This window comes from Pseudomonas chlororaphis, from assembly GCF_001921865.1.
Classification (GTDB): Bacteria; Pseudomonadota; Gammaproteobacteria; order Pseudomonadales; family Pseudomonadaceae; genus Aquipseudomonas; species Aquipseudomonas chlororaphis_D.
Window position 1 is genome coordinate 1 of the sequence record NZ_MSCT01000001.1, and the last position, 17,498, is coordinate 17,498.

The following is a 17,498-nucleotide window of genomic DNA, read 5'->3' on the forward strand; positions in this document are numbered from 1 at the left end:
GCTGTAGAATTCGCCTCCCGCTGACGAGAGATCGGAAGCGCAAGTGGTTGAAGTTGTTGAGGAAATCTTCAAAAACTTCTGAAAATAATCACTTGACAGCAAATGAGGCTGCTGTAGAATGCGCGCCTCGGTTGAGACGAAAGACTTAACCAACCGCTCTTTAACAACTGAATCAAGCAATTCGTGTGGGTGCTTGTGGAGTCAGACTGATAGTCAGAAAGATTATCAGCATCACAAGTTACTCCGCGAGAAATCAAAGATGTAACCAACGATTGCTGAGCCAAGTTTAGGGTTTTCTCAAAACCCAAAGATGTTTGAACTGAAGAGTTTGATCATGGCTCAGATTGAACGCTGGCGGCAGGCCTAACACATGCAAGTCGAGCGGTAGAGAGAAGCTTGCTTCTCTTGAGAGCGGCGGACGGGTGAGTAATGCCTAGGAATCTGCCTGGTAGTGGGGGATAACGTTCGGAAACGGACGCTAATACCGCATACGTCCTACGGGAGAAAGCAGGGGACCTTCGGGCCTTGCGCTATCAGATGAGCCTAGGTCGGATTAGCTAGTTGGTGAGGTAATGGCTCACCAAGGCGACGATCCGTAACTGGTCTGAGAGGATGATCAGTCACACTGGAACTGAGACACGGTCCAGACTCCTACGGGAGGCAGCAGTGGGGAATATTGGACAATGGGCGAAAGCCTGATCCAGCCATGCCGCGTGTGTGAAGAAGGTCTTCGGATTGTAAAGCACTTTAAGTTGGGAGGAAGGGTACTTACCTAATACGTGAGTATTTTGACGTTACCGACAGAATAAGCACCGGCTAACTCTGTGCCAGCAGCCGCGGTAATACAGAGGGTGCAAGCGTTAATCGGAATTACTGGGCGTAAAGCGCGCGTAGGTGGTTCGTTAAGTTGGATGTGAAATCCCCGGGCTCAACCTGGGAACTGCATCCAAAACTGGCGAGCTAGAGTATGGTAGAGGGTGGTGGAATTTCCTGTGTAGCGGTGAAATGCGTAGATATAGGAAGGAACACCAGTGGCGAAGGCGACCACCTGGACTGATACTGACACTGAGGTGCGAAAGCGTGGGGAGCAAACAGGATTAGATACCCTGGTAGTCCACGCCGTAAACGATGTCAACTAGCCGTTGGGAGCCTTGAGCTCTTAGTGGCGCAGCTAACGCATTAAGTTGACCGCCTGGGGAGTACGGCCGCAAGGTTAAAACTCAAATGAATTGACGGGGGCCCGCACAAGCGGTGGAGCATGTGGTTTAATTCGAAGCAACGCGAAGAACCTTACCAGGCCTTGACATCCAATGAACTTTCTAGAGATAGATTGGTGCCTTCGGGAACATTGAGACAGGTGCTGCATGGCTGTCGTCAGCTCGTGTCGTGAGATGTTGGGTTAAGTCCCGTAACGAGCGCAACCCTTGTCCTTAGTTACCAGCACGTAATGGTGGGCACTCTAAGGAGACTGCCGGTGACAAACCGGAGGAAGGTGGGGATGACGTCAAGTCATCATGGCCCTTACGGCCTGGGCTACACACGTGCTACAATGGTCGGTACAAAGGGTTGCCAAGCCGCGAGGTGGAGCTAATCCCATAAAACCGATCGTAGTCCGGATCGCAGTCTGCAACTCGACTGCGTGAAGTCGGAATCGCTAGTAATCGCGAATCAGAATGTCGCGGTGAATACGTTCCCGGGCCTTGTACACACCGCCCGTCACACCATGGGAGTGGGTTGCACCAGAAGTAGCTAGTCTAACCTTCGGGAGGACGGTTACCACGGTGTGATTCATGACTGGGGTGAAGTCGTAACAAGGTAGCCGTAGGGGAACCTGCGGCTGGATCACCTCCTTAATCGACGACATCAGCTGCTTCATAAGCTCCCACACGAATTGCTTGATTCATTGAAGAAGACGATAGAAGCAGCTTTAAGCTCCAAGCTGATAGCTCCAAGCTAACAGTTACAAGCTCGAAATTGGGTCTGTAGCTCAGTTGGTTAGAGCGCACCCCTGATAAGGGTGAGGTCGGCAGTTCGAATCTGCCCAGACCCACCAATTTTGTTATGGGGCCATAGCTCAGCTGGGAGAGCGCCTGCCTTGCACGCAGGAGGTCAGCGGTTCGATCCCGCTTGGCTCCACCATAAACTGCTTCGGAAAGCTTAGAAATGAGCATTCAAATTGAATGTTGATTTCTAGTCTTTTGATTAGATCGTTCTTTAAAAATTTGGGTATGTGATAGAAAGATAGACTGAACGTTACTTTCACTGGTAACGGATCAGGCTAAGGTAAAATTTGTGAGTTCTCTTTTAATTAAGAATGCAAATTTTCGGCGAATGTCGTCTTCATAGTATAACCAGATTGCTTGGGGTTATATGGTCAAGTGAAGAAGCGCATACGGTGGATGCCTTGGCAGTCAGAGGCGATGAAAGACGTGGTAGCCTGCGATAAGCTTCGGGGAGTCGGCAAACAGACTTTGATCCGGAGATCTCTGAATGGGGGAACCCAGCCATCATAAGATGGTTATCTTGTACTGAATACATAGGTGCAAGAGGCGAACCAGGGGAACTGAAACATCTAAGTACCCTGAGGAAAAGAAATCAACCGAGATTCCCTTAGTAGTGGCGAGCGAACGGGGACTAGCCCTTAAGTGGCTTTGAGATTAGCGGAACGCTCTGGAAAGTGCGGCCATAGTGGGTGATAGCCCTGTACGCGAAAGTCTCTTAGTCATGAAATCGAGTAGGACGGAGCACGAGAAACTTTGTCTGAATATGGGGGGACCATCCTCCAAGGCTAAATACTACTGACTGACCGATAGTGAACTAGTACCGTGAGGGAAAGGCGAAAAGAACCCCGGAGAGGGGAGTGAAATAGATCCTGAAACCGTATGCGTACAAGCAGTGGGAGCAGACTTTGTTCTGTGACTGCGTACCTTTTGTATAATGGGTCAGCGACTTATATTCAGTGGCGAGCTTAACCGAATAGGGGAGGCGTAGCGAAAGCGAGTGTTAATAGCGCGTTTAGTCGCTGGGTATAGACCCGAAACCGGGCGATCTATCCATGGGCAGGTTGAAGGTTGGGTAACACTAACTGGAGGACCGAACCGACTACCGTTGAAAAGTTAGCGGATGACCTGTGGATCGGAGTGAAAGGCTAATCAAGCTCGGAGATAGCTGGTTCTCCTCGAAAGCTATTTAGGTAGCGCCTCATGTATCACTGTAGGGGGTAGAGCACTGTTTCGGCTAGGGGGTCATCCCGACTTACCAAACCGATGCAAACTCCGAATACCTACAAGTGCCGAGCATGGGAGACACACGGCGGGTGCTAACGTCCGTCGTGAAAAGGGAAACAACCCAGACCGTCAGCTAAGGTCCCAAAGTTATGGTTAAGTGGGAAACGATGTGGGAAGGCTTAGACAGCTAGGAGGTTGGCTTAGAAGCAGCCACCCTTTAAAGAAAGCGTAATAGCTCACTAGTCGAGTCGGCCTGCGCGGAAGATGTAACGGGGCTCAAACCATACACCGAAGCTACGGGTATCACGTAAGTGATGCGGTAGAGGAGCGTTCTGTAAGCCTGTGAAGGTGAGTTGAGAAGCTTGCTGGAGGTATCAGAAGTGCGAATGCTGACATGAGTAACGACAATGGGTGTGAAAAACACCCACGCCGAAAGACCAAGGTTTCCTGCGCAACGTTAATCGACGCAGGGTTAGTCGGTCCCTAAGGCGAGGCTGAAAAGCGTAGTCGATGGAAAACAGGTTAATATTCCTGTACTTCTAGTTATTGCGATGGAGGGACGGAGAAGGCTAGGCCAGCTTGGCGTTGGTTGTCCAAGTTTAAGGTGGTAGGCTGGAATCTTAGGTAAATCCGGGGTTCTAAGGCCGAGAGCTGATGACGAGTTACCTTTTAGGTGACGAAGTGGTTGATGCCATGCTTCCAAGAAAAGCTTCTAAGCTTCAGATAACTAGGAACCGTACCCCAAACCGACACAGGTGGTTGGGTAGAGAATACCAAGGCGCTTGAGAGAACTCGGGTGAAGGAACTAGGCAAAATGGCACCGTAACTTCGGGAGAAGGTGCGCCGGTGAGGGTGAAGGACTTGCTCCGTAAGCCCATGCCGGTCGAAGATACCAGGCCGCTGCGACTGTTTATTAAAAACACAGCACTCTGCAAACACGAAAGTGGACGTATAGGGTGTGACGCCTGCCCGGTGCCGGAAGGTTAATTGATGGGGTTAGCTAACGCGAAGCTCTTGATCGAAGCCCCGGTAAACGGCGGCCGTAACTATAACGGTCCTAAGGTAGCGAAATTCCTTGTCGGGTAAGTTCCGACCTGCACGAATGGCGTAACGATGGCGGCGCTGTCTCCACCCGAGACTCAGTGAAATTGAAATCGCTGTGAAGATGCAGTGTATCCGCGGCTAGACGGAAAGACCCCGTGAACCTTTACTATAGCTTTGCACTGGACTTTGAATTTGCTTGTGTAGGATAGGTGGGAGGCTTTGAAGCGTGGACGCCAGTCTGCGTGGAGCCATCCTTGAAATACCACCCTGGCAACTTTGAGGTTCTAACTCAGGTCCGTTATCCGGATCGAGGACAGTGTATGGTGGGTAGTTTGACTGGGGCGGTCTCCTCCTAAAGAGTAACGGAGGAGTACGAAGGTGCGCTCAGACCGGTCGGAAATCGGTCGTAGAGTATAAAGGCAAAAGCGCGCTTGACTGCGAGACAGACACGTCGAGCAGGTACGAAAGTAGGTCTTAGTGATCCGGTGGTTCTGTATGGAAGGGCCATCGCTCAACGGATAAAAGGTACTCCGGGGATAACAGGCTGATACCGCCCAAGAGTTCATATCGACGGCGGTGTTTGGCACCTCGATGTCGGCTCATCACATCCTGGGGCTGAAGCCGGTCCCAAGGGTATGGCTGTTCGCCATTTAAAGTGGTACGCGAGCTGGGTTTAGAACGTCGTGAGACAGTTCGGTCCCTATCTGCCGTGGACGTTTGAGATTTGAGAGGGGCTGCTCCTAGTACGAGAGGACCGGAGTGGACGAACCTCTGGTGTTCCGGTTGTCACGCCAGTGGCATTGCCGGGTAGCTATGTTCGGAAAAGATAACCGCTGAAAGCATCTAAGCGGGAAACTTGCCTCAAGATGAGATCTCACTGGAACCTTGAGTTCCCTGAAGGGCCGTCGAAGACTACGACGTTGATAGGTTGGGTGTGTAAGCGCTGTGAGGCGTTGAGCTAACCAATACTAATTGCCCGTGAGGCTTGACCATATAACACCCAAGCAATTTGCGAACTCGAAAGAGGCCAGATTGCGGTGTGTGAAGACGATACAAACCGAAAGTTTGCACAACACACAAAGCTATTACATACCCAATTTGCTGAAGCGAGGCCATCCGGTCACGAATCAGTACCCGAATTTCTTGACGACCATAGAGCATTGGAACCACCTGATCCCATCCCGAACTCAGAAGTGAAACGATGCATCGCCGATGGTAGTGTGGGGTTTCCCCATGTGAGAGTAGGTCATCGTCAAGATTAAATTCCGAAACCCCAACTGCGAAAGCAGTTGGGGTTTTGTTTTTGTAGAAGTGCCTGATTTTGCTAGCACGTTCGGCCCTTGAGCCAACGGTCTGGCCACAGAATTTCTTGACGACCATAGAGCATTGGAACCACCTGATCCCATCCCGAACTCAGCAGTGAAACGATGCATCGCCGATGGTAGTGTGGGGTTTCCCCATGTGAGAGTAGGTCATCGTCAAGATTGAATTCCGAAACCCCAACTGCGAAAGCGGTTGGGGTTTTGTTTTTGTACGGCCGAAACTTCGTGGCTTATGTCCTGGTCAGGCTTCCACGCTGGCTACTGGACGGCTCTTACAACATGCCGAAGGGCCTGCACTCTGTATTCCCGGATTACCTCCGGCGCCTCTTGCTGCTTCGGCGAGCCAGCCATTTACGCCACCAGATGTAGATTCCGGTGGCGGACAGCATCGCGATAACCAACCCTAAAACCGCAATCAGCACCTGCCCGGTGAAGCCGATGATTCGGCCACCATGGATCGGCAGCTGCAACCGATAAAAGCGCTCGCCCAAAGTACCCTGCCCGGCGATCTCCTGCCCCAACAAGCGCCCATCCGTGCCATGGAAGAACAACCACGACTTCCCATGGGCCTCGGTATCGTGTTGGCCGAAACCGGCGCCATAGAAGTTGTATTCGAAGCTGTAATACAGCTCGCCGATCGCCGCGGTCAGGCCCAGCCGCTCGCCTTCCTCCTGCGCTCGTTGGTAGGCCTGTTGATAGCTGAGCCGGGTCACTCCCAACTGGTCGCTGGGCAGACGCCCGCGGGCCTCGTAAACGCTAGGTTCGATCGGTGAAAACAGCGACACCACCGGCTTGAACACCTGGCTTGGCAGGTTCATCGCCACGCTGCTCACGGCAACGGGCAACAGCAGTAACCACAGCCATAAACCGCCTGCTCGATGCAGGTCCATGTTGAGGCGATAGGCATGCCCGCCCTTGATCTTCCAGGCGGTCGACCACTTCCTCCAGAACGGCCGGCCACGAGGCAGAGTGAGGAGCAAGGCGACGAAGCAGTCGACCACCCAGAGGATCGCCACCAACCCCATCAGCACCAGGCCCCAGTTACCCGGCAGTGTCAGGTTGTAGTGGAATTCGAGGATGAAGGGGATGAGGTTCTCCCGCTGGAAACAGCAGGCGCCCCAGAACCGCTTGCCGGTCTGCTCACCACTGACCGGGTCCAGGTAGAACACCTGGTTGGCTTCGTCGAACGGCTTGCCCGTGGCTGGATCGTTGCGTGGTACCGCCGCGAGGAGCGCGGTATGCCCGGCTTCGTTGGGGTACTCCATGTACCAGACCTGCAAGCGCGGATGCTGTGTCTGCACCTGTTCGACCAGGGTTCCAGGCGGTAACGTCTGCCCCTTGGCCGGGGCTTCGTAGAACCCCGGGTTGAGCCACTCGTCCAGCTCATGATTGAAAGCCAGCAGGCTGCCGGTCAGCCCCGCCAACAGTAGAAACACCGCGGTGGCCAAGCCGATATAGCGATGCAGGAGAACCAGAATTGCGCGCATAGGATTTTCCCATAGAGACGACAAAGCCAGCGCGAGCGCTGGCTTTGAGGGAATCGGTAAATGATCAGAACTGATAGCTGACCGTGGCTGCGACGTTTCGCTCCTCGCCCATGTAGCAGAAGCTCAGGCTGGCACAGGAGGCGATGTAGGATTCGTTGGTCAGGTTGTTGGCATTGAGCCGGACATCCACGCCCTTCAGCCCGACCTTGCTCAGGTCATAGCCGATGGAGGCGTCGAACAGCGTGTAAGACGGAACCTTCATGGTGTTCTCCGCATCGGCCCAGCTGTAGCCCACGTAGCGTACGCCGCCGCCCAGGCGCAGGCCGTCGAGCGCCGCGCCGTGGAACCGGTAATCGGCCCAGAGCGAAGCCATGTGCCGTGGTGCTTGAGTCGGCGAGTTGCCCTTGTTCTCGATGATGTCGGTGGCGGTGCTCAGGGTGCTGACCATCGATTTCGAGTACTCGATATCGGTGAAGGTGTAGCTGCCGAGCACCTTGAGGTTGTCGTTCAACTGCAGGTGCGCTTCCAGTTCCAGGCCCTGGGAACGTACGGCGCCGACGGCGCGGTAGAAGTTTTCCTGGGGCAGCTTGGTGGCCAGGTTTTCCTGGTCGATGCGGAACAGCGAGGCGGTGTACAGGTCATCCGTGCCCGGTGGCTGGTATTTCAGGCCCAGCTCCCATTGGGTGCCATCGGTTGGCGGCAGCGGGTTGCCGGCGCTGTCCGCGTAGGAGTTGGGGTTGAAGGACTCGGAGTAGCTGATGTACGGCGCCAGTCCGTTATCGAACAGGTACAGCGCCCCGGCGCGGCCGGTCAGCTTGGTGCGTTTGTCGTTGATCTCGGTGCCCTCCGGGCGCGAGGCTTCGGCCAGGCGGTTCTCGTCCGAGGTCTCGACCCAGTCCTGGCGCAGGCCCAGGGAGAAGCGCCATTGGTCCATCTCGATCAGGTCTTGCAGGTAGACGCCGGTCTGTTCCAGGCGGCGCAGGTAGCTCAGCGGGTCGTAGTAAGTGATGGCCGAGTTGCCATAGACCGGATCGAACGCATTGATCGGCGCCACCGAGCCGCTGGTCCAGTCCACTACCGTCTTGCGCCGCTGGTAGTCGGCACCCATCAGCACCGTGTGCTTGGTCGCGCCGGTGAAGAATTCGGCCTGCAGCATGTTGTCGACGATGAACGCATGCAGCTTTTCGTCGCCGCCGGTGTAGTAGCGGTTCAACTCGTTGCTGGTCGGTGTGGTCCAGCCGTAGCCGTAGACTTGGTCCAGCTTCACCTTGGAGTCGAGGTAGCGGAAGTTCTGCCGTGCGGTGAAGACATCGTTGAAGCGATGCTCGAACTGATAACCGAACGATTGTTGGTCGCGCTTGTAGCCATCGATGCCCGGTTCGCCCTCGAAGAAGTGTTCGGAAATCCGCTGGCCGTTGCGCTGATGCAAGGCGCCGTCGGCCGGCATGCCGCTGTGGTAACCGCCATCCGGATCGTGCTGCAGGTAGGCCTGCAGGGTCAGCGAGGTGTCGTCGCTGAAGTCGATGCTCAGGGTCGGCGCCAGGGCGTAGCGTTTTTCCTTGTTGTGATCGAACTGGGTGTCGGACTGGTCCGTCAGCCCGGTCAGGCGATAGGCGATGCGTTTGTCGTCGTCCAGCGGGCCGCTGAAGTCGAAGCCCATGCCACGCTGGCCCTGGGTGCCGACCGTGGCCTGGACCTGATGATAAGGCTCGAACAGCGGCTTCTTGCTGGTCAGCGCCACCAGGCCGCCCGGGGAGCTGCGGCCATAGAGCACCGACGAGGGGCCCTTGAGGATATCCACCCGCTCCAGGAAGTACGGGTCGACCTGCATGGTGCTGTAGGTGCCGCTGTCGCCCATGGACTTGAGGCCGTCGAGGTAGATGTTATCCACCGAACCATCGTTGAAGCCGCGCATGGCCACGTAGTCGTACCTGTGGGTCGCGCCGTAGGGGTTGGTCAGCACGCCCGGGGTGTAGCGCATGGCCTGGGAAACGGTCTGCGAACCCTGGTCGTCCATTTGCTCGCGGGTTACCACCGATACGCTTTGCGAGGTCTCCAGCAAGGCGGTGCTGGTTTTGGTGGCGATCTGGCTGTGAGTGGCGTTGTAGCCGTCCATGCTGCCCAAGGCGTTGCCCAGGGCAAAACCCTTGATGTCGGTGGTCGGCAACGCCAGGGCGCCGGTTTCGGGCAATGCCCGCAAGACATAACTGCTGCCGTCCTGGCTGACGGCCTCGAGGCCGGAGCCGTCCAGCAGTTGGCCCAGGGCCCGGTCGGTCGAATACTCGCCCTTGAGGCCCGCGGACTGGCGCCCCTGAAGCTGCGCCGGGGTCATCGCCAGAGTGATGCCGGCTTCGCGGGCGAAGCGGTTGAGCACCTCGCTCAGGGAGCCGCCGGGAATGTTGTAGCTGTGGCTGAGGCTGGCCGCACTGGTCTCGGCAGCCTGAGCCAGGCCAGGCAAGGCCGAAACCCCCAGCGCCGAAGCGAGCAGGGCCGCGCGCACGGCGCAACGCAGGTCGAGAGAAGGCCACGAGGAGTTGCAGAGGTTGCTACGCACAGTCATGAAGGGGTTCCGTTGAGTCGCTGAAGGCCGATGGAAGTGCTTACTGTCTAAGCCGGACTCACGCGGAAAAGCCGCCAAAAAATTTCAGGACGCTGCAACGTCTCAGGCGAGACGCTCCAAGGTGACCCACCAACGGGTGCGATAACGCAGGCGCACGGGCAGGGTCTGCGGGAGGATCGCCAACAGTTTGTCGGTGTCTTCCAGGCGGAACACGCCGGACAAGCGCAGATCGCCGATCTCGTCGGCGCAGCCGAGAAAACCGTGGCGATAACGCCCGACTTCGTGGAGGAAATCCGCCAGGCGCATGTTGCGGGTGACGATCAGGCCGTCGGCCCAGGCGCCCACGTCCATGTCCGGCGGCCGTACCGGCACCGCTTGCGATGCACTGACGAGGTAGCTTTGTCCGGCTTGTACCCGCGCCGCGGCGCCGTCGGCGGTGTGCGGGGCATGAATGGCGACGCTGCCGGCGGTGACGCTCAGCCGCGTGCAGTCGCCCTCCAGGCGTACCACGAAGCGCGCATCGAGACCTTCGAACAACCCGTGGCGGGTCTGCACCAGCAGCGGCCTGGCGCCGCCCGCCTGCGGGTCCGTCCCGCAGCTCAGCATGAGCTCTCCGCGGTTGAGCCGGATCAGTCGCTGCCGGGCATTGAAGTCCATATCGGCGGCGCTGTCGGTGTTGAGCTCCAGGCGCGTACCGTCCGGCAGTTGGAAGCCGCGGCGTTCGCCGGTGGCGGTGGCGAAGTCGGCGTTCCATTGCTGCCAGGCCAGTTGTTCCTTGCCCAGCCAGGCGGCGGAACCTACCAGCACGACGCCGCCAAGCAGCTTCAGGGCCTGGCGTCGGCCGAGGCGCTGGGCGCTGTTTTCCAGGGTGTCGAAGGCCACCTGGGCGCCGGGGACGGCCCGCAGGTTGCCGTGCAATTCCTGTTGCAGCGACTGTACCCGCTGCCAGGCCAGCTCGTGCTCGTGATGGGCCGCGCGCCAGGTCTCGCATTGCTGCAACAGCCTGGGGTTACCGGCGTTGTTGCGCAGGCGCAGCATCCAGTCGATGGCCTGCTTGACGACCAGATGCCTGGGGTCGGTGGGGCGGCGCAGGTTGAGCGATGGGTTATCCACAGCGGTCAAGGCTCATAGCGCAACAGGTAGCAATGGAACAGCGCATCGGCCACGTAACGCTCCACCGAGCGTAGGGACAACCCCATCTGCTCGGCGATCTGCTTGTGGGTCAGGCCTTCGCACTGGGCCAGGAGAAAGGCCTGGCGCACTTTCGGCTTCAGGCCTTCGAGCAGGCGCGCGATGTTTTCCAGCAGTTCCAGCACCAGGGCGCGGGCTTCCTCGCTAGGGGCTTCGGCTTCCGGCAGGTGGGCGATGGTTTCCAGGTAGGCGCGTTCGAGTTCCTCGCGGCGCCAGTGGTCGATCACCAGGCCACGGGCAATGGTCCGCAGGAAGGCGCGGGGAGCTTTGAGTTCCAGGCGTTCAGTGCGCTGCAACAGGCGCACGAAGGTGTCCTGCGCGAGGTCGGCGGCATCGGCGGCATTGCCCAGCCGGCTGCGCAACCAGGTGTTGAGCCAGCCATGGTGATGGCTGTATAGCGCCTGTACCGCGAACTCAGGTGATGACATGGATGCGACTGCCCGGGTGTCACAAGTGATAATTAGTCGCATTTTCATCAAGGGTCCTGGATTTTGCAACAACCGCAGGGCGCCTGACGCTGAAAAGTCCGCGGCGACCGCTCTAGCCTGCCGTTCGGCGGGTTTTTTGCGGATAACACGTATATTTCTGAGCAATAGCTAAGATTTATCCGCTTCGTGCCGACAGACAGTGAGACCCATGCGTGCACCAAAGTAGAGCGGTCGTAGAACGCCGCCTGCGCTGTTACATGGAAAGTTGCATCCCGTACGCATCCCCACTTTCGGCATAAGAAGTCCCATGACATGAATCTCAAGTTCAGCCATAAAATCCTTTTGGCCGCTTCCGGCGTAGTGGTTCTGGCTTTTGCGTTGTTCACTTTGTACAACGACTATCTGCAGCGAAATACCATTGCCCAGAACCTCGAATCGTCCATCCAGCAGGCCGGTGACCTCACTTCCAGCAGCGTCCAGAACTGGATGAGCGGGCGCATCCTGGTGCTCGAGAACCTCTCGCAGAACGTTGCGCACCAGGGCGCCAATGCCGATTTCCCGGGGTTGGTGGACCAGCCGGCGTTCACCTCGAACTTCCAGTTCACCTATGTGGGCCAGGCCAACGGTGTGTTCACCCAGCGGCCTGACGCGAAGATGCCCGATGGCTACGATCCGCGTCAGCGTCCCTGGTACAAGCAGGCCGTGGCAGCCGACACGACCATGCTGACCCCGCCCTACATGGCAGCGGTCGGCGGCCTGGTGGTGACCATTGCCATGCCGGTGAAAAAGAACGGCCAGCTGCTGGGCGTGGTAGGTGGCGACCTGAGCCTGGAAACCCTGGTGAAGATCATCAACTCGGTGGACTTCGGCGGCCTCGGCCATGCCTTCCTGGTCAGCGCGGACGGGCAGGTGATCGTCAGCCCGGACAAGGGCCAGGTGATGAAGAACCTCAAGGACATCTACCCGGGCGCTAACGTGCGTATCCAGAAGGGTACCCAGGACGTGCTGCTCAACGGCCAGGAACGCATCCTGTCCTTCACTCCGGTGACCGGCCTGCCGAATGCCGAGTGGTACATCGGCCTGTCCATCGACCGCGACAAGGCCTACGCGCCGCTGGGCAAGTTCCGCACCTCGGCGCTGCTGGCGATGTTCATCGCCGTGGCCGCGATTGCCGTGCTGCTGAGCCTGCTGATCCAGGTGCTGATGCGTCCGCTGACCACCATGGGCCGTGCCATGCAGGACATCGCCCAGGGCGAAGGCGACCTGACCCGCCGTCTGGTGGTGGAGAGCAAGGACGAGTTCGGCGTACTGGGCGGTTCGTTCAACCAGTTCGTGGAACGTATCCACGCGTCGATTTCCGAGGTGTCCTCGGCCACCCGCCAGGTGCATGACCTGTCCCAGCGCGTGATGGCTTCTTCCAACGCCTCGATCGTCGGTTCCGACGAACAAAGCGCGCGCACCAACAGCGTGGCCGCGGCGATCAACGAGCTGGGCGCCGCGACCCAGGAAATCGCCCGCAATGCCGCCGATGCCTCGCAGCACGCCAGCGGCGCCAGCGAGCAGGCCGACGATGGCCGGCAAGTGGTGGAGCAGACCATCCTGGCGATGACCGAGCTGTCGCAGAAGATCAGCCTGTCCTGCACCCAGATCGAAACCCTGAACGCCAGCACCGATAACATCGGCCACATCCTCGATGTGATCAAAGGCATCTCCCAGCAGACCAACCTGCTGGCGCTCAACGCGGCCATCGAAGCGGCGCGCGCCGGCGAAGCCGGTCGCGGTTTCGCGGTGGTGGCCGACGAGGTCCGCAACCTGGCCCACCGCACCCAGGAGTCGGCCGAAGAGATCCACAAGATGATCACCTCGCTGCAGATCGGCTCCCGCGAGGCGGTGTCGACCATGAACGCCAGCCAGGCGTCCAGCGAAGAGAGCGTCGAGGTGGCCAACCAGGCCGGTGCGCGGCTGGTCAGCGTGACCCAGCGCATCACCGAGATCGACGGCATGAACCAGTCGGTGGCCGCGGCTACCGAAGAGCAGACCGCCGTGGTGGAAACCCTCAACGTCGACATCAGCCAGATCAACCTGCTGAACCAGCAGGGCGTGGCCAACCTCAACGAAACCTTGAAGGATTGCGACGCCCTGTCGCTGCAGGCCAACCGCCTGAAGCAACTGGTGGACAGCTTCAAGATCTGATCGGCGCCGCCAAAAAAAACGCGATGCGGTCTGCCTGACCGCATCGCGTTTGCATTTCCCCTGTAGGAGCGAGCGTGCTCGCGATGGCGCCCGAGAGGCGCTGCCGCTCCTACGCCCTACTCGAACATCCTCCGCACATTGCCCATCGCCTCATCGGCAAACCCTTGCAGGAACCCCTGGAAGGCCGCCACCTCGGCGCCGCCTGCGGCCGGGTCGGCGACGATGCGCCAGGTCGCGCGGGCTCGTGCGCCGGGCAGGGCCTCGACGCTCATGGCGGCCCACAGGTTGCCGATGCCGAGGGTGTCGTAGATCAGGCTCCAGGTCATGCACAGCGCCTGGTCGTCCCGCGAGTTGAGTTGTTCGATGACGATATTGCCGTCATGGAAGAACTTCTTGCGCACCGAGCGCACGCCCTCGCCGGTCATCTCGATGCGCGCCAGCGCGGGAATGAACGCCGGGAAGCCGGCGAAGTTGCCGACGATGGCCCAGACGCTCCGGGCGTCGGCGCCGATGTCCACGGTGGACAGGACCTCGCAGGCGTTCGGGTTCTTGATCAGAGTGTCGGGTTGCAGGTTTTTCATGCTGTTCTCCAGCGTGGGTGGGTTCAGATAAAGCGGATGTCTTTCAGGTATTGGCAGCCCTTGCGCAGCAGCTGCGCATCCTTGGGCGGGTAGTCGGCGCCCATGCGCCGTACCCCGGCTTCGGCGTTGGCATGGACGATCTGCGAGGTATCGCCGATGTCTTCCTCGAAACCGTCGAGGTAGAAGCCGAGGACGCCGAACAGTGCGTTGTCGCGGTCGACCCGGCCCAGTTGGCGCTGCCAGTCGGCGACGCTGACCAGGCGGAACTCGCGCCCGGCCTCGCGGAACGAGGCGACGTAGGCTTCCCAGCTCAAGGGTTGCGGGTTGTGCAGGTTGAACACCGCGTGGGCCGGTTGATAACGGCTGGCGTGGAAGGCGATGAAGCGGGCGAGAAAGTCCACCGGCATCAGGTCGAAGTTGATCGCCAGTCGCGGCACCTGGCCCAGTTGCAAAGAGCCCTTGAGCATCAGCATCAAGCGGTTCTTGTGGGGCTGGCAGACCCCGGTCTGGCTGTTGAAACTGATGTTGCCCGGGCGAAAGAGGTTGACCCACGCCCCCTGTTCGCGAGCCCGTTGCAGGATCCGTTCGCCGACCCATTTCGACAGGTTGTAGCCGTTGCGCAGATAGATTGGCGGGGTGGCCGCGGGCGGCAGCTCCAGCACTCGGCCTTGGGCGTCGACGCTGCTGCAGGCGGACAGGGTCGAGACAAAGTTGAAGAGCTTCTTGCTGCGCCCTTCGCATAGGCGCAGGCACTCGAACAGCGGTTCGATGTTGTCGCGTGCCAGGGCCGGGTAATCCAGCACGTGGTTGACGTTAGCGGCGTTGTGCACCAGCGCGCCGTACTCGCGGTCGATGCGTTCGTAGACGTCGGCCGCCAGCCCCAGTCGCGGCTGGCTGATGTCGGCGGCATGCACCCGGACCCGGCTCAGGTCCAGATGCTCCAGGCGGTTGTCGCGCAGGGCCTGGGCGAAACGCTCGGCGGCCGATTGCGTGGGCGTTTCCCGCACCAGGCACGCCACCTCGCTGGCGCCCCACTCCAGCAGCGCCTGGACGATGTGCACGCCGAGAAAGCTGTTGGCGCCGGTAACCAGCACCTTGTGCACGTCGCCCAGCCGGCTGGGCGGCAGCACCTGCAGGTCGAATGCGGCGTTGGCATCGGCGAACACCCGGTCGAGGGCGGCGTCGGGGCCGTCTTGGGCCTCTCCATCGATCAGGCTCGCCAGGTTGACCAGGGTCGGCGTTTCGATAAAGCGATTGATCGACAGGCTGCGGCCGAACTGTTCGCGAATCGCCAGCAGCAGCCGCGACAGCAGAATCGAGTGGCCGCCGAGGTTGAAGAAGCTGTCGTCGGTGCCGATGTCGTCGGCCGGCAGTTCCAGCAGCTCGGCCCACAGCGCCAGCAGCCGCTGTTCGCAGGCGGTTCGCGGCAGCCGCCGCTGCGGGTTGCCGAGCGGTGTGCGCGGCAGGGCCAGCAGGGCGCGGCGGTCGATCTTGCCGTTGGCGGTGTAGGGCATGCTCGGCAGTTCGAGGTAGGCACTGGGCCGCATGTAGTCCGGCAAGCGTTGCCGCGCCTGCTCGCGCAGGGCCGGCAGGGCGCCGTCGGGCAGGTTCGGCCGGGCGAGGAAGGCGAGGATCCGCCGCTGCTCGTCGATCACCACCGCCACTTGGCGGTACAGCTGGCTGTCGCGCAGGCAGTGCTCGATTTCCTCGGGTTCGACCCGGAAGCCGCGGATCTTCACCTGATTGTCGCGCCGCCCGCAGATCTCGATGCCGCTGGCGGTCCACCGGCCGATGTCGCCGGTGCGATAGGCCCGCAGGCGGCGTCCGTCCGGCAACGCCAGGGTCGGGTAGCGCTCGGCGCTCAGTGCCGGGTCGTTCAGGTAGCCGAGGCCGATGCCCGGGCCGGCCAGGTACAACTCGCCGGGGGTATGGTCCGGCACCGGTTGTCGCTGTTCGTCGAGGATCAGCACCTGGCCGTTGGCAATCGGCAGGCCAAGGTGGCGTGGGTTGTCGTCGGCCTGGAAGCGGCGAGTGGTGGCCAGCACCGTGGTTTCCGTCGGGCCGTAGATGTTGTGCAGCGCGCACTGGTCGGCCAGGCGCTGGATGACGAAGGGCTCGCAGACGTCGCCGCCGGTCACCAGGTGTTGCAGCCCCAGCGGCTGTTCCAGGGGCAGGATGCTCAGCAGCGCCGGCGGCAGGAAGGCATGGCTGACGCGCTGGCGCTGGAGCAGGGCCAGCAGTTGTCGCGGGTCGCGGCGCTGGTCCGGGTCGGGCACCACCAGCAGCGCGCCGCAGAGCAGGGTGGGCAGGATATCCAGCAGCGAGGCGTCGAAGTTGATGGTGGAGAACTGCAATACCCGGCTGTTTTCGTTGAGCGCCACATGGCGGATGTACCAGGCGCAGAAGTGGCTGAGGTTGCCCTGGCCGAGCAACACGCCCTTGGGCTGGCCGGTGGTGCCCGAGGTATAGATCGCCACGCAGGGCGCCTCTGGCGGTGGCGCTTGGCGCAGCAGCGGCGCGCGGTCGTCGGCGTCGTCGGGCGGCAGGTCGCGCACATCCAGTTGGGGCAGGTCGAGGTCGCCCAGGTCTGCGCAACCGTCGTGCAGCAACAGCGCCGCGCCGGCGTTGTCGAGGATGTAGCGGCGTCGTTGCGCCGGGTGTTCCGGGTCCAGGGGCAGGTACACCGCGCCGCAGCCGAGGGTCGCGAGAATCCCGGCATACAGCGCCGCCGACTTGGTCAGGCACAGGGCAACGACCGGCGGTTGCGAGGAGGCGCCGGGCAGGTGGCGCAGCATCTGCCGTTGCAGGTTCAGGCTCAGGCGGTGCAGCGCCCGGTAGCTGTAGTCGACGCCCTGGACGTTCAAGGCCGGGCGCTCGGCGAAGGCCAGCAGGCTCTGGTCGATGCGCCGGGCGAGCGGCACCTGCATCTCTTGCAGCAGCGCGGGGTCGGGCTGCGGGTTGTGCCGGTGCTCGAACGCCAGGGCGTCCAGTTGTTCCAGGCCCAACAGCGCTTCGCCCGGATCGGGCAACGGCGCGAGCTGCTCGAAGAACGCCGCGCCGCGGGAAAAACCGCTGGCCAGCCGCGCGCCGCCGGCGACCAGCCGAGCCACCGCGTTGCTGCGCAGGGCCTGGCCGTTGCCGCTGGGTTCCGGCGCCAGGCTCGCCTGCTCGATCAGCCGCGGGCCATACAGGTAAAATAGGCGCACCTGCGGCAGCTCGGGCGCCGCTTGCGCGTTCAGGGCGATGCGCAGGTCCAGGCGGGCGGCGCTTGCCGCCAGGCCAGGCGCAACGCTCAGGCTGCCGTCGTCGATCCATAGGTCGCTGCGCAGTCCGACCGCGCTGGCGACCGCCTGGGGCGAGGCCAGTCGGCGCACCAGGTGGCCGTGCTGCGCAAGCTCCGTGGCCAGTGCGTCCAGGGCCTGGCTGCGGCCCGTCAAGACAATGTCGAGGCGTCTCATGTGCGGA

7 protein-coding genes, 2 tRNA genes, 4 rRNA genes and 1 pseudogene are annotated in these 17,498 nt (G+C 60.4%); 8 read left to right on the plus strand and 6 right to left on the minus strand.

Features of this window, described 5'->3' with window-relative positions; translation table 11 throughout:
• The first annotated feature begins 316 nt into the window (after positions 1 to 316).
• The 6 genes from BTN82_RS00010 (at position 317) to rrf (BTN82_RS00035) (ending at position 5,755) form a co-directional block, all read left to right on the plus strand.
• A 16S ribosomal RNA gene (locus BTN82_RS00010) occupies positions 317 to 1,853 on the plus strand.
• 123 nt (positions 1,854 to 1,976) lie between these two features.
• A tRNA-Ile gene (locus BTN82_RS00015) sits at positions 1,977 to 2,053 on the plus strand.
• A 10-nt stretch (positions 2,054 to 2,063) separates the two neighbouring features.
• Positions 2,064 to 2,139: transfer RNA gene (locus tag BTN82_RS00020), tRNA-Ala, on the plus strand.
• 233 nt (positions 2,140 to 2,372) lie between these two features.
• Positions 2,373 to 5,264 (plus strand): 23S ribosomal RNA (locus tag BTN82_RS00025).
• Positions 5,265 to 5,413: 149 nt separating this feature from the next.
• Positions 5,414 to 5,529, plus strand: a 5S ribosomal RNA gene (gene rrf, locus BTN82_RS00030).
• Positions 5,530 to 5,639: 110 nt separating this feature from the next.
• Positions 5,640 to 5,755 (plus strand): 5S ribosomal RNA (gene rrf, locus BTN82_RS00035).
• Together the 16S, 23S and 5S rRNA genes with 2 tRNA genes alongside form the textbook arrangement of a ribosomal RNA operon.
• Positions 5,756 to 5,904: 149 nt before the next feature.
• On the opposite strand, the gene BTN82_RS00040 is transcribed toward rrf (BTN82_RS00035), so the two are convergent.
• The 4 genes from BTN82_RS00040 to BTN82_RS00055 form a co-directional block, all read right to left on the minus strand.
• The gene (locus tag BTN82_RS00040; RefSeq protein WP_075117148.1) at positions 5,905 to 7,080 is read right to left on the minus strand and encodes a PepSY-associated TM helix domain-containing protein; all 1,176 of its coding nucleotides are present in this window, start codon (positions 7,078 to 7,080) and stop codon (positions 5,905 to 5,907) included.
• Between the two features lie 64 nt (positions 7,081 to 7,144).
• Complete coding sequence (locus tag BTN82_RS00045; RefSeq protein ID WP_075117149.1) at positions 7,145 to 9,640, minus strand: TonB-dependent siderophore receptor; 2,496 nt, start codon at positions 9,638 to 9,640, stop codon at positions 7,145 to 7,147.
• Between the two features lie 102 nt (positions 9,641 to 9,742).
• Complete coding sequence (locus BTN82_RS00050) at positions 9,743 to 10,753, minus strand: FecR domain-containing protein (protein WP_075117150.1); 1,011 nt, start codon at positions 10,751 to 10,753, stop codon at positions 9,743 to 9,745.
• A gap of 5 nt (positions 10,754 to 10,758) precedes the next feature.
• Complete coding sequence (locus BTN82_RS00055; RefSeq protein WP_075117151.1) at positions 10,759 to 11,259, minus strand: sigma-70 family RNA polymerase sigma factor; 501 nt, start codon at positions 11,257 to 11,259, stop codon at positions 10,759 to 10,761.
• 312 nt (positions 11,260 to 11,571) lie between these two features.
• On the opposite strand from BTN82_RS00055, the pseudogene BTN82_RS31730 reads away from it, so the two are divergent.
• Positions 11,572 to 12,597, plus strand: a pseudogene (locus BTN82_RS31730) (cache domain-containing protein); the annotation flags it as partial.
• Between the two features lie 69 nt (positions 12,598 to 12,666).
• The gene (locus BTN82_RS31735; protein WP_410002775.1) at positions 12,667 to 13,452 is read left to right on the plus strand and encodes a methyl-accepting chemotaxis protein; all 786 of its coding nucleotides are present in this window, start codon (positions 12,667 to 12,669) and stop codon (positions 13,450 to 13,452) included.
• Between the two features lie 116 nt (positions 13,453 to 13,568).
• Here the strand turns inward: BTN82_RS31735 and BTN82_RS00065 are convergent, their stop codons facing one another.
• Together BTN82_RS00065 and BTN82_RS00070 are read right to left on the minus strand one after the other, a co-directional pair.
• Positions 13,569 to 14,033, minus strand: a complete 465-nt coding sequence (locus tag BTN82_RS00065) for an SRPBCC family protein (protein ID WP_075117153.1) — start codon at positions 14,031 to 14,033, stop codon at positions 13,569 to 13,571.
• 23 nt (positions 14,034 to 14,056) lie between these two features.
• Entirely contained in the window at positions 14,057 to 17,491 is a 3,435-nt protein-coding gene (locus tag BTN82_RS00070; RefSeq protein ID WP_075117154.1) for a non-ribosomal peptide synthetase, read from the minus strand.
• Positions 17,492 to 17,498 lie beyond the last annotated feature (7 nt).